The sequence below is a fragment of the Chelativorans sp. genome, assembly GCF_031180965.1.
Classification (GTDB): Bacteria; Pseudomonadota; Alphaproteobacteria; order Rhizobiales; family Rhizobiaceae; genus Chelativorans.
In genome coordinates, this window is record NZ_JAPSLH010000005.1 from 25,401 (window position 1) to 38,535 (window position 13,135).

Annotated in this window: 10 protein-coding genes; 9 read left to right on the forward strand and 1 reads right to left on the reverse strand. The window is 64.4% G+C overall.

What is annotated here, in order from left to right:
• Positions 1-6: 6 nt before the first annotated feature.
• A complete protein-coding gene (locus tag RIN79_RS05220; RefSeq protein ID WP_309083571.1) occupies positions 7-744 on the reverse strand; it encodes an FCD domain-containing protein in 738 nt (245 codons plus the stop codon).
• A gap of 247 nt (positions 745-991) precedes the next feature.
• Between RIN79_RS05220 and RIN79_RS05225 the strand changes: the two genes are divergently transcribed.
• The 9 genes from RIN79_RS05225 to RIN79_RS05265 all read left to right on the forward strand — a co-directional run bounded on the left by RIN79_RS05225 (position 992) and on the right by RIN79_RS05265 (position 12,843).
• A complete protein-coding gene (locus tag RIN79_RS05225) occupies positions 992-1,972 on the forward strand; it encodes an ABC transporter substrate-binding protein (protein WP_309083572.1) in 981 nt (326 codons plus the stop codon).
• A 68-nt stretch (positions 1,973-2,040) separates the two neighbouring features.
• Positions 2,041-3,564 (forward strand): sugar ABC transporter ATP-binding protein, encoded by a 1,524-nt coding sequence (locus tag RIN79_RS05230; protein WP_309083573.1) that lies wholly within the window; start codon positions 2,041-2,043, stop codon positions 3,562-3,564.
• Positions 3,561-4,559: an ABC transporter permease gene (locus RIN79_RS05235; protein WP_309083574.1), complete on the forward strand. Its 999-nt coding sequence runs from the start codon at positions 3,561-3,563 to the stop codon at positions 4,557-4,559. Before RIN79_RS05230 ends, RIN79_RS05235 begins: the two co-directional genes overlap by 4 nt.
• Positions 4,560-4,562: 3 nt before the next feature.
• The gene (locus tag RIN79_RS05240; RefSeq protein WP_309083575.1) at positions 4,563-5,564 is read left to right on the forward strand and encodes an ABC transporter permease; all 1,002 of its coding nucleotides are present in this window, start codon (positions 4,563-4,565) and stop codon (positions 5,562-5,564) included.
• A gap of 16 nt (positions 5,565-5,580) precedes the next feature.
• Entirely contained in the window at positions 5,581-6,684 is a 1,104-nt protein-coding gene (locus RIN79_RS05245; RefSeq protein ID WP_309083576.1) for a mandelate racemase/muconate lactonizing enzyme family protein, read from the forward strand.
• Positions 6,685-6,797: 113 nt separating this feature from the next.
• Positions 6,798-8,264 (forward strand): mannitol dehydrogenase family protein, encoded by a 1,467-nt coding sequence (locus RIN79_RS05250; protein WP_309083577.1) that lies wholly within the window; start codon positions 6,798-6,800, stop codon positions 8,262-8,264.
• A complete protein-coding gene (locus RIN79_RS05255) occupies positions 8,257-8,934 on the forward strand; it encodes an HAD family hydrolase (protein ID WP_309083578.1) in 678 nt (225 codons plus the stop codon). The genes RIN79_RS05250 and RIN79_RS05255 overlap by 8 nt, the downstream gene beginning before the upstream one ends.
• A gap of 37 nt (positions 8,935-8,971) precedes the next feature.
• Positions 8,972-11,497: a hypothetical protein gene (locus RIN79_RS05260; RefSeq protein WP_309083579.1), complete on the forward strand. Its 2,526-nt coding sequence runs from the start codon at positions 8,972-8,974 to the stop codon at positions 11,495-11,497.
• A gap of 68 nt (positions 11,498-11,565) precedes the next feature.
• Complete coding sequence (locus tag RIN79_RS05265; RefSeq protein WP_309083580.1) at positions 11,566-12,843, forward strand: ABC transporter substrate-binding protein; 1,278 nt, start codon at positions 11,566-11,568, stop codon at positions 12,841-12,843.
• The last annotated feature ends 292 nt before the right edge of the window (positions 12,844-13,135 follow it).

Here is a 13,135-nt window from a genome sequence, read left to right on the forward strand (position 1 = left end):
GCTCGCCTATCCCGGCTCGAACGTGCCCCGCACGTATTCCCAGGCGGCGTTGAGATGGGCATTCAGCGCCTTTTCCGCGCCGTCGGGATCGCGCTCCACTACCGCGTTGCAGATCTCCCGATGGCTCAGAAAATTCACCCGGTTGCGCTCCGGCGAGCGGGGCATCCTCTTCCAGTGCGGGGCAAGCCAGGTGGTGAACGCCTTGTGCAACGAGGGGAAGACCGGATTGCGCGGGATGCCGTAGAAGACGGCATGAAAGGCGACGTCGGTAGCATAAAAGCGCTCCGAATCCGTCAGCGCCTCCTGGTTTGCCTGTAACGCGTCGCGGAGTGCTGCGATATCCTCCTTGCGGGCGTGGAGTGCTGCATTGCGCACCAGCGCGGCTTCCAGAAAGATGCGCGTATCGTAGAGGTTCTTCACACCGTCCGGATCGCTCAGAAGATGCGCGACCATGCCCCCCACGGCAGTCAGCGCCGTGTCGAAGCCGGGCTTGCGCACCACGGGCCGGAAGCGCGGCCGGCTCTCGATCAGCCCGCGACTGGCGAGCGCCGCGATCGCCTCGCGCACCACCGTGCGGCTGATGCCGAACTCGACCATCAGGTCGCGCTCAGCGGGCAAGTGGCTGCCATCGCGCAGCTTGCCGGAGAGGATCTGCGCCTCGATTTCGGAGACGACGAAATCCGCGGCGCGTGAGGGTGGGGCAGGCGGCGCCTTCAAGTCCGATCCCGTGAGTTCTCCGTGCATTCTCCGCCCGCCATCCGCGTCAGATTTCCCGTTTAGTCATACCAAAATGGACCAGCTCTTCAAGCCGTGAGCGCCCCTACCGGACAAAAGTGCCGTTCCTGCACGTTCGCGATTGACATGCCTGCCATTTCGCGATTGCATTTAGGCAGGTTTGGTCATACCAAACTTGTGGAGGATTTGGGTTCGCCCAAAAAGGGCCTTGGGCCCGAAACGGTGGCTTGTGCTATCATCTAGTGGAGGAAAATCGATGAAGCGTCGCATCTTCTTGTCATCCATCGCGACCGTTGCCCTTCTGGGCAGTGCCCTCGCGCCGGCCCTGGCTCAAGGCCTGCCGCCGCTCGAGCAGAAGGACCGCTACAAGGTCGGCTTCGCTCAGACGGAGAGCAACAACCCCTGGCGTATCGCAGAGACGAAGAGCTTTCAGGATGTCGCCGGAAGCTGCAACTGGGATCTCGTCTACACCGACGCCGCCGGCTCCGCTGCCAAGCAGGTCTCCGACGTAGAGTCGATGATCGCCCAGGGCGTCGACGCGATCTTCCTGGCCCCGCGCGAGGAGAAGCCGCTGGTTCCTGCCGTCATGCGCGCCAAGGCCGCCGGCATTCCGGTCTTCCTCGTCGACCGCAGCGTCGATCCGGCCGTCGCTAAGGCGGGGCAGGATTATGTGACCTTCCTCGGTTCCGACTTCGTCGATCAGGGCAAGCGGGCCGCCGAATGGCTGATCGAGAATTTCAAGGGCGACAAGGGCGTCATTATCGAGCTCGAAGGCACGACCGGCTCCTCGCCCGCCAATGACCGCAAGAAGGGCTTTGACGAGCGCATTGCGCAGGACGATCGCTTCGAGATCGTCGCCTCGCAATCCGGCGATTTCGCCCGCGATGCCGGCCGGCAGGTGACGGAGACGCTGCTCCAGGCCCATCCGGATATGAACGTCATTTACGCGCACAATGATGAGATGGCCATTGGCGCCATCCAGGCGCTGGAAGTGGCGGGCAAGAAGCCCGGCGAGGATGTCACCATCGTCTCCATAGACGGCACCCGCGACGCGCTGCAGGCCATCATCGACGGCAAGATGGGCGTGACAGTGGAATCGAGCCCGTTCTTCGGCCCGCTGGCCTGCGATACGCTGAAGCGCTACGCGGCGGGCGAAGAGATCGAGCCCTGGGTGAAGGTGGAGGACCGCATTTTCACCAAGGAGAACGCGGCCGAGCATATCGACGAGGCGTACTGACATCGCCTCGTGACGCGGCGGAGCCCCGCGGGGGAGGCTCCGCCGCGCTTTTCCCCGGGATCGACGCGATGACGACACCGCTCCTGCGCATGACGGGCATCAGCAAGGCCTTCAATGGCGTGCCTGCACTCGCGCGCGCGGAACTCGCGGTCGATCGCGGCGAGGTGCATGCGATTGTCGGGCAGAATGGGGCGGGCAAGTCGACGCTGATCAAGATCCTGACCGGCGTCTACCAGCGCGACGAGGGGGAGATCGCGTTCGACGGTGCGCCGTCGACGATCGCGAGCCCGCGCGAGGCGCAGGAGCGGGGCGTCAGCACGATCTACCAGGAGCTGAACCTCGTTCCCCTGCGCAGCGTCACGGAAAATGTCGTGCTCGGCTACGAGCCGCGAACGCGCTGGGGCACCATCGACTGGCGCGGCGCGCACCGGCGCACGGGGGAAATCCTCTCGCGCTTCGGCGTCGACATCGACGTGAAGGCGCCGCTCGCGACCTACCCGACCGCCATCCAGCAGCTCGTCGCCATCGCCCGCGCGGTGTCGCTCAATGCAAAGCTCGTCATCATGGATGAGCCGACTTCCTCGCTCGACGAGCGGGAGGTGGAAGTGCTCTTCGGGGTGATCCGCGAGTTGAAGAATTCCGGCACGTCCATTCTCTATGTGAGCCATTTCCTCGACGAGCTTTTCGAGATCTGCGACCGCGTGACGATCATGCGCGACGGCCGCACCGTGGGCGTGGCGAATATCGCCGAGACCACCAAGCTCGATCTCATCGCCGCCATGCTCGGCCGCAGCGCGGCGGAAATCCAGACCGCCGGCATGACCGAGCTTGCCGCCACCGGCGACCGCTCCGGCGAGCTTCTTCTCGAAGCGGAGGGCGTCGCCACCAACCGCCGGCTGCGCAATTTGAGCCTCAAAGTAAGGCGAGGGGAGATCGTGGGGCTTGCCGGACTCCTGGGCTCCGGCCGCACCGAGGCCGCCCGCGCCATCTTCGGCTGCGACAAGCCCACTGCCGGCCGCGTCGCCATGAAGGGCACCGCGATAGACTGTCCGCGCACGGCGATTTCGCGCGGCATCGGCTATTTGACCGAGGACCGCAAGGCCGAAGGCATCGTGCCGGAGCTGTCCGTGCGCGAGAACATGACGCTGGCTTTATTGCCGCAGCTTTCCCGCATGGGCCTGGTCGACAAGGCCAGGGAGCGGGAGATCGTCGAGCGGTTCATCCGCTCGCTCGGTATCAAGGCCGCGCATATGGACCAGAAGGTGAGCGAGCTATCCGGCGGAAACCAGCAGAAGGTGCTGCTCGGCCGCTGGCTGGCGATCCAGCCCGCCCTGCTCATCCTGGACGAGCCGACGCGCGGGGTGGATGTGGGCGCCAAGCTGGAAATCCAGGCCATCATCCGCCGCTATGTGGACGAGGGCTGCGGCGTAATCCTCATCTCCTCCGAGTTCCAGGAATTGATCGAGGGCGCGGATGAGATCGTCGTCCTCCAGGAGGGGGAGTCGGTGCGCACCGTCTCCAACCCCGGGGTCACCGAGGACATGCTGGTCCATGCCATTGCGCAGCCGAAGGCCAAGGAGGTGGACGCATGAGCAGGGAGCGTTCGTCGGCCGAGCGCGGCGTTCTCCTTCAGAACCCGCTTTCAGGCATCAGCCTGCGCCGTCATGGCGGGCTGATCGCGCTGGCGCTGCTCCTCCTCTTCAACATCGTCTTCACGCGCAACTTCCTCCACATGCAGACGCTCTTCGTGAACGTCTCGCAGGTGGCGACCATCGCCATCGTCGCCGTCGGCATGACGCTGGTGATCGCCACGAGGGGCGTGGACCTCTCGGTCGGCGCCGTCATGGCGCTTGCGGGCGCGCTGGCGCCGCTGATCTTCATGTCATCCTTCGGGCGGGCGAATCCCGGACTGGGGGTGGCGCTTGCCATCATCGTGCCGCTTCTGGTGGCGGCAGCCTGCGGCCTCTTCAATGGCGTGCTGGTCGCCTTCCTGAATGTGCAGCCCATCATCGCCACGCTCATCCTCTTCATTTCCGGGCGCGGCATTGCGCTGGTGCTCACCAACGGCAACCTCCAGACCTTTTCCAATCCGATCTTCAGCTTCCTCGGCACGGGCCGGATCCTCGGGCTGCCCTTCCAGGGTTGGCTGGCGCTCGCCATCGCGCTCTTCTTCGCCTGGCTCGTCGCGCGCACCCTCTATGGCCGGTACCTGCTTGCCGTCGGCGGCAACGAAACGGCGGCCGGACTCGCCGGCGTTCCGGTTCGCACCGTCAAGATCGCCACCTATGTGATTTCCGCCAGCCTTGCCGGCTTGGCGGGCCTCATCGTGGTTGCCATCAACTCGGCCTCCGACGCCGCCCGCATCGGCAATCTGATGGAGCTCGACGCCATCGCCGCGGCCGTGGTGGGCGGGGCCGTGCTTTCGGGCGGAAGGGCGCCGATCCTGGGCGCCATCTTCGGCGCCGTCTTCATCCAGCTCGTGCGCTACACGCTGCTCGCCAACGGTTTTTCGGACGAGGTGGCGCTGATCATCAAGGCGGCGATCATCGTCTTTGCCGTCTATCTGCAGCAGGCGAGCAGGGAGTAGGGGATGCTGGGCGACGCATTCGACCTCCGCACCTATACGCGCCAGCTCGGCCGCTCCAGCACCATCACCGTGTGGATCGCGCTTCTCTGCCTCATTCTGTTCGGCCTCCTGCGCTACGACAATTTCGGCAGCACCTATAACATCGGCTCCTTCCTCAACTACAACTCCATGTTCATCCTGATCTCGGTCGGCATGTGCTTCGTCATCATGACCGGCGGGATCGACCTCTCCGTGGGCTCGGTCGCGGCGTTCGCCAGCGTAGTCGCGGCGCTCCTCAGCCCCCACGGCCTGTGGGTGGCGCTGCCCGGCGGCATTCTCGCCGGCATGGCCTTCGGCGCGGTGAATGCCTTCATCATCCTCGTGATGCGGGTGCCGCCCTTCATGGCCACACTTGCCACGATGCTCGCGGCCAAGGGTTGCGCGCTGGTGCTTTCCGGCAAGCAGACGGTCTCCGTCTCCTGGGAAAGCAATTTCACCACGCTCGGGATGAGCAGTGCTTTCGGTATCCTGCCGTGGACGATCCTTGTGACCGCCATCGTCGTCGTCGCCGCGTGGATCGTTCTGGAGAAAACCTCGCTGGGCCGCACGGTTCTGGCCGTCGGCGGCAGCCCGGATGCTGCGCATCTGATGGGCTTGAAGACCGGGCGCGCCATCGCCTTCGTTTATCTCTTCAGCGGCGCCTGCGCCGGGCTTGCGGGCGTCTTCCTCGCTTCCGGCTATGGCGCCGGCCAGCCGCTGGAAGGCGTCGGGTGGGAACTGGCAGCCATCGCTTCCGTGGTGGTCGGCGGAACGCTGCTCACCGGCGGGCTCGGCTCGATCCCGGCCACGGTCGCCGGCGCGCTGCTCTTCGGCCTCGTGTTCAACATCCTCAATTTCGAGAACGGCCGCGGCACGATCAGCCTCAGCGCCTACTGGCAATCCGTCATCCGCGGCGGGCTCCTGCTTCTCGTCATCCTCCTCCAGGCGCGCGTGCAGAGCCTAGGCGTCCGCAGCAAAACCTCCTGATCTGAAAGGCCCGAACTTGTTCCCGCAACTCAAGATCCGCGATGTCTCCGCCCGACTCTTCCGCGTTCCGCTGGACGAGGTGCTGTCGGACGCCAAGCATGGCGACCACACGCACTTCGAGCTGGTGACCGTCACGATCCGGCTTGCGGACGGTTCCGAGGGCACCGGCTATACCTATACGGGCGGCAGAGGCGGACATGCGATCCTTGCGATGGTGGAGCACGATCTCGCGCCTTTCCTGCTGGGGCGGGATGCGAGCGAGATCGGCGAGATCTATGACGAGATGCAGTGGCACCTGCACTATGTCGGGCGAGGGGGGATCGCCTCCTTCGCCATCTCCGCCGTGGACATCGCGCTCTGGGACCTGAAGGGCAGGCGCGAGGGCAGGCCGCTGTGGCAGATGGCCGGCGGCGCGGGGAAGAACGCGCGCTGCTATCGCGGCGGGGTCGACCTCAACTTCTCGCTTGAGAAGCTCGTCGAGAGCGTCGGGCGCTATCTCGAGCAAGGCTTCGATGCCGTGAAGATCAAGGTCGGGCGGCCGGCGCTTGCGGACGATGTCCGCCGCGTTGCGGCCGTGCGCGAGCGGATCGGGCCCGACGCCACCTTCATGGTCGACGCGAACTATGCGTTGACGGTGGAACAGGCGATTGAGGCGGCGAAAGCATTTAGCGATTTCGACCTGCTCTGGTTCGAGGAGCCGACCATCCCCGACGACTATGCCGGTTATGGCAGGATCGCGGCGGCCACCGGCATGCCGCTCGCCATGGGCGAGAACCTGCACATCATCCATGAATTCGAACATGCGCGCGAGCATTCCGCGCTGTCCTACATCCAGCCGGACGCCTCGAACTGCGGCGGCATCACCGGCTGGTTACGGGCAGCGCGGCTCTTTCCGGACATCCCCATCTGCAGCCACGGCATGCAGGAACTGCATGTGAGCCTCGTCGCGGCGCAGCCGAATGCCGGCTGGGTCGAGGTGCACAGCTTTCCGATCGACCGCTACACCAAGCGTCCGCTTATGCGCGAAGGCGGTTGTGCCGTCGCGCCGGATGCGCCGGGCACCGGCGTTGAGTTCAACTGGCAGATGCTTGAGGAGGCGCACGATTCGCCAACGCGCTGACCGATTGCCGTCCATCGGAATATACGTCAATCTTCCGCGACGCATCCGGAAGCGCGAGTGGAACATTGGATAGGGCAAAGACAAGCGTGCGGCTCTCGACTGCGAGTCTTTCCTTGATTTTCGGCCGTGCGGCTGTGCCCCGCTATGACCGTGCCGGGTTAAGGCCGGGGATCCTGCATTTCGGTGTCGGCAATTTTCACCGCGCGCATCAGGCGCTCTATATCGACGACCTCTTCAATGGCGGCCGCGACCTCGATTGGGCCATTCTTGGTGCCGGCGTGCGGGAGGCGGACGAACAGATGCGGCGGCGCCTGGCGGATCAGGATTTTTTGACCACAGTCGTCGAGCAGGAGGCGGATCGCAGTTCGGCGCGCATCACAGGCTCGATGATCGGCTTCCTTCCGCCGGGCGACATCGCCGCAATCGTGGGGGCGCTGGCCGATCCGGCGATCCGCGTCGTCTCGATGACCATCACGGAAGGCGGCTACTTCCTCGATCCGGCCTCGGGCCGGTTCGATCCCGGCCATCCGGAGATCGTTGCCGACGGAGCCGATCCGGAAAGCCCAAGGACGGTGTTCGGCCTCATCATCGCCGGGCTCAAGCGCCGGCGCGCCGAAGGGACTGCTCCTTTCACCGTCATGTCCTGCGACAACCTCCGGCACAATGGAAGCGTGACGCGCGACGCGGTCGTCGGACTTGCCCGGCTCTCCGATCCGGCATTTGCCGCCTGGATCGAGGAGAGCGTTGCCTTTCCGAACAGCATGGTCGACCGGATTACGCCTGCCACGGGCGATCGCGAAAGGCGCGCTTTGGAGGAGGAATTCGGCATCGTCGACGGCTGGCCGGTCTTCTGCGAAAGCTATCGCCAATGGGTGCTGGAGGACAATTTTCCTGCGGGACGTCCGGCGCTCGAACAAGTCGGCGTCGAGTTCGTGCAGGACGTGGCGCCGTTCGAGACCATGAAGATCCGCATCCTCAATGGCGGGCATTCGCTGCTCGCCTATGCCGCCGCGCTGCTCGATGTCCGCTTTGTCCACGAGGCGATGGCTAATCCGCTCCTCCACGCATTTCTGCGCAAGGTCGAACAGGATGAGATCATTCCTGTCGTGCCGCCTGTCCCAGGCACGGACCTTCTAAGCTATTTCCGCCGCGTCGAAGAACGGTTCGCAAACCCGAAGATTGCCGACACGGCTCAGCGCCTCTGTTACGACGGCTCCAACAAGCTGCCGAAATTCATCCTGCCCACCATATCCGACCGGCTGGAAAAAGGTCTCGACGCCACCGGGCTTGCCCTGGAGGTGGCGCTCTGGTGCCGGTATTGCTTCGGCACGACCGAGAGCGGCGTCCCCATCGCGCCCAACGACCCCAACTGGCACAGGCTGCAGGCGGCGGCTGAAACCGCAAGGAGCGAGCCCGCCGCCTGGCTCGCCTTGACGGATATCTTCGGCGATCTCGGCCTCTGCGAGCCGTTTCGAAAAAGCTTCGGAGAGGCGTTGAATATGCTTTGGCGAGATGGCACGGAACGCACGCTGCAGCGCTATGTGGGCGATTCTGTTCCGAAGGCCACCGTATATGCCTGATCTTGTTATTTTCGATTGTGACGGCGTGCTGGTCGACAGCGAGCCCATTTCCATCGGCGTGCTCCTCGAAGTGATTGGGGAGGCGGGGGTTTCCATCGATGAAGAAACGGCCTATCGGCGTTTCCTCGGGCGTTCGATGGCGTCCATCATCGGCACTGTGCAGGAGGAGTTCGGTCTGGCCGTCACCGACGAGCATCTCGCCGAGATGCGCGCGCGGCTCTACGAGCGCTTCCGGCGGGAACTCAAACCCATTTCGAATGTCGGCTGGGCGATCGACAATATCGGTGTCCCCTGCTGTGTGGCCTCATCCAGCCAGCCGGAGCGCATCCGCCTCTCGCTTTCGGTCACCGGCCTCTTGGAAAAGCTGGAGCCGCGCATTTTCAGCTCGACAATGGTCAAGAACGGAAAGCCTGCGCCGGATCTTTTTCTCCACGCGGCACGGACAATGGGGGTCGCGCCTTCCGGCTGCGTAGTCATCGAGGACAGCACCGCCGGCATCGAGGCGGCCAAGCGGGCGGGCATGCGCGTCCTCGCCTTTGTCGGCGGCTCGCACGCGCCGCGCTGCGCATTACGCGAGGCGGTCTCGGCGCTCGATCCGGACCTGGTTTTCGACGACATGCGGCAACTGCCGAAACTGATCGCCTCCCTCGACACCCCGCAAAAAGCCTAGGCGGATGCGCAGCGGAGATGCCGGGGAGGGGCAGGCAATGACGTCATGTTCCGGCGACCTGCGCGTAAACATCCCTGCCGGCGGATCCATTCGCTATTGGCGGATCTCCGATACGGTGGAGCGACGCTATGATGTCGAAGACCGGCCGATGCAAGGCCGAATGGATGCGCAATTCTTCCTTGCCTCCCACAAGAACTTCATTCCCCATGAATATCCCTGCCGGACCGAATTTGCGCGCCAGCACCGCGGTCGGCGCCCGCGGCCGGTTGCAGAATTCTCCACCTCGCGCTGGTGGCTGCCCTTCGGTTCGGACCGCGTGGACCTTTCCGGCTTCTGGTTCCGGGCGACCCATCTCGCCGCCTGGGCAGAGACCGTCATAGAGGCGGAGGCCGCAGGCCCGGCGCGGCTTAGCCTTGCGACCTGCGGCGGCGCCATCTTGTTCGTGAATGACGCCGAAGCGGGCTTCCTGGCCGCCTATAAGCGCAATCTGGAGACCCGGGAGGAATTCCAAATCGAGCTTTGCGAGGGGGCAAACCGCATCCGGGTCTATTTCGATGATCTGGCCGAGCGCGATGCCCGTTTCTATTTCCAACTTGACTACATTTCCGGTCCTGCCGCGGAGATAGCTCTACCGGTTCCTATCCGTTCAGAGATCGCGCAGGCGCTGGAGCGCATCGCGGAGGGAATGCATTTCGAGCGTCCGTCCTATTTCTCCGAAGAAGTGGCGCTTGCCCTGCCGCAACCCGCGCCGGAAGATCTGCGGGTGGAACTCGAGATCAACGACGACTTTCTCTCGCCCGAGCCCCTCAGGCTTGTCCTCACGCTTCCTCGCGGCGCGGATCGTCTCGTGCTTGGACGGGTGGAGGAGCTTCCTTCCGACTTCCGCCATTATCGCTTCACGTTGAGATGTGGCGACTTTGCCGTCTCTCGCACGCTGGCCGTCGAGATCTGTGATGCCGACCGGCAGGGCGCGCCGCCCCCTTCCTTGGCCGAGCGGATTGAAGAGGCGATCCGCCATGTCGCCGAACAATCCGAGAGCGACACGGTGCGGGCCTTTGCTCGGCTGGCGGCTGGACAGGGCGGCGACGAAACGGACCGCATGATCGCCGCCGCCCTTCCGTCTATCGAGGACTGCCACGACTGTTCCGATTTCATGCTGGTGCCGCTTTTGTGGGCACGCATCGCCTGGGGGGGCGCGATCGGCGCTTCCTTGCGCGACCGCATCGACCGAGCCATTCTCGGCTACCGCTATTGGCTGGATGAGCCCGGCAACGACGTCCAGTGGTACTTCAGCGAAAACCACGCGCTTCTCTTCCATACGGCAGGGTATCTCGCCGGGCATTTGTTTCCCGACGCGGTGTTCCGCCGCTCCGGCAGGAGCGGCCGGGAGCAGGCGGAGATCAACCTCGCGCGCGTGCGGGCCTGGCTCGATCACTTCGAGAGATGGAGCATGGCGGAGTGGAACTCCGCGCCCTATTTCCCGATCGACTTCAAAGGATTGGCGGCGCTTCACGCCTTGGCTCCGGACGCGGATGTCCGCCGCCGCGCGGGGGCGGCGATGCTCGCCCTCCTGCGGATTGTCGCGCGTTCTTGCCATCACGGCTTGGTCACGGCATCGCAGGGCCGCTCCTATGAGCATAGCCTGATCCCCAGCCGATCGCTGGAGCTTTCCGGCATTGCAAGGCTGCTCTGGAGCCACGGCTGGTTTGGACGGCGCTTCCATGCACTTCCGCTCATTGCCGTCTGCATTCGCGACCACGGGCTGGCGGTGCCCGAGGACCTTGCTGCTGTTGCTGCCTTTGATGGCCCGGAGGCGCAGGAATGGTGCTTCGCCCAGGGCGAGAACCACATGGCGAAGCTCTATCACTACAAGACGCGGCACTATGCGATCGGCTCCGTGGCAGCCTATCGACCGGGCGCATGGGGGTATCAAGAAACCGTTCTCCATCTCCGCCTCGGGCAGGTGCCGGAGGCGCAGGTCTGGATCAATCATCCGGGCGAAGTCATCCAGTTCGGCTATGGCCGCCCCTCCTATTGGGGCGGCTGCGGAGCCTTGCCAAGAGTGCACCAATACCGCGCGCTGGCGCTTCTCGATTTCGACATCCACGAAGGCCAGCCGGATTTCACCCATGCCTGGCTCCCGCAGCAGGCCTTCGACGCTATCGAGGTGAATGGCAGGGTCATAGCGGCTCAAAGCGGTGAGGCATTGCTGCTCATGGTGGGCAACGCCGATTTCGAGCAAGTTATGGCCGGCCCGACCGCGGGGATTGAAGTGCGGCTTCCCGGACGCAAGGGCTGCTGGCTGGTCCGGCTTTCCGATGTTGGAACGGAAGGGAGCCTTGCTGCATTTCTGGCCCGCTTCTCCGCAATGAAAGCGGAAACGGGGGGTGATATGATTGTCATCAATGATCCGGATTATGGGCCGGTTACCTGCGAGGCTAGCGGCTTGATTCGCGCCGAAGGTCGCATCCTCGATCCTCGGCTCTGGTCGATAGAAGGCGAGGCCCGTCTTCTGAAAGCAGGCGGGCTCGGCTATGCTGACGGGAGCAGGATGGGCGTGTAGCGGATTTCGGCGATGTCGCGAGGAGCGGCGTCTGTTCCGACGGTATTGCAACAAAGGGAGGATAGTTGATGTCCAGGAAGACCATGATACTGGCCGCGCTTGCCGCCGGCATTTCCATAAGCAGCGTCGCTTATGCGCAGGAGCCGGTGGAACTCCGTTTCATGTGGTATTCCGACGGCAATGAAGGCGAGGTGATGGCCGATCTGCTGGACCGGTTCCAGCAGGAAAATCCTGACATCAAGGTTGTGCTCGACAATGTCGCCTATGCCGTCGTCCGCGACCAGCTTCCGACGCAGCTCGAGGCCGGCCAGGGACCGGATCTGGCACGCGTGACGACGCTCAAGGATCACGCCGCCCATTGGCTCGATCTGCGCGATCTCGTCCAGGACGCCTCCTATTGGGAGCAGAATTTCGGCCCGTATCTGGATTGGATGCGGCCTGAAGGCAGCGACATTATCCCTGGCTACATGACCCAGCTCACGGTCACCGGCCCGTTCGTCAACCGCACCCTGTTCGAGCAGGCGGGCGTGGAACTCCCGGGTGAAGGCGCCACTTGGGACGACTGGGCTGCTGCCGTGAAAAAAGTGGCCGAGAGCCAGCAGGTCCCGATCCCGCTCGCCATGGACCGTTCCGGCCACCGTTTTGCCGGCCCTGCGGTCTCCATGGGCGCGAAATTCATCGGCGAGAATGGTGCTCCCGCCGTCATCGACGACGGTTTCAAGGCGATGGCCGAGCGCGTCGCACGCTGGCACGAGGACGGCACCATGTCGCCCGAAATTTGGGGCGGGGTCTCCGGCGCCACCTATCGCGGCGCCAACGAGGAATTCGCCAATGCCGAAGTGGTGATGTATTTCTCGGGCTCCTGGCAGATCAGCCAGTTCGCCGAGACGATCGGCGACGCCTTCGATTGGGCAGCCGTGCCCAACCCATGCGGCCCGGAGGCCTGCACGGGCCTGCCCGGGGGCGCAGGGGTGGTTGGCATCAAATACACGCAGCATCCGGAACAGGTCGCGCGCCTCATGGACTGGCTCGCGAGCGAGCCGGTGCTCAAGGAATTCTACGAGCGCACGCTGTTCCTTCCCGGCCATGTGGGCCTGACGAAAGCCGGCCTTGACTATCAGTCCGACAATCCAAGCGTGAAGGAGTCGCTCGACACCTTCGTGAAGGAGGTCGGAAACTTGGCGCCGCTCGCCAACCGTCTACCCGCGTGGCAGTGGGCGAATGTCAGCTATGCCGCCATCATCACCCGGCTCGGTCAGGTGGTCGCGGGCGAGATGTCCCTGGAGGATGCCTATCAGCGCATCCAGGAGGATATCGACCAGCAGGTCGCCGAGGCGAAGCGCTAAGTACCTGCAGGCGAGTAAGATCTTGCGATTTCGGCAGCTGTCCCGCCCTGCGTTGCCCGCCTCTGCCCTGCCGGGCATCTCCCCCGCAAAGGGGGAGATCGGCCGACGCAAACGGTTTCGCTTCTCGGCAGCCTCGCAAGAGCGGCGGCATGCCCGCCGCCGGCGTAATCTCCCCCTTTGCGGGGGAGATCGGCGGCAGCCCAGAGGGGGGCGCGAAGGGGTGCTCCCTTTCCTGTGTAGGCGATCGCCGCTAGCGGTTCTTCGCTGCGGCTGGCGACTCCGTCGACCGGGC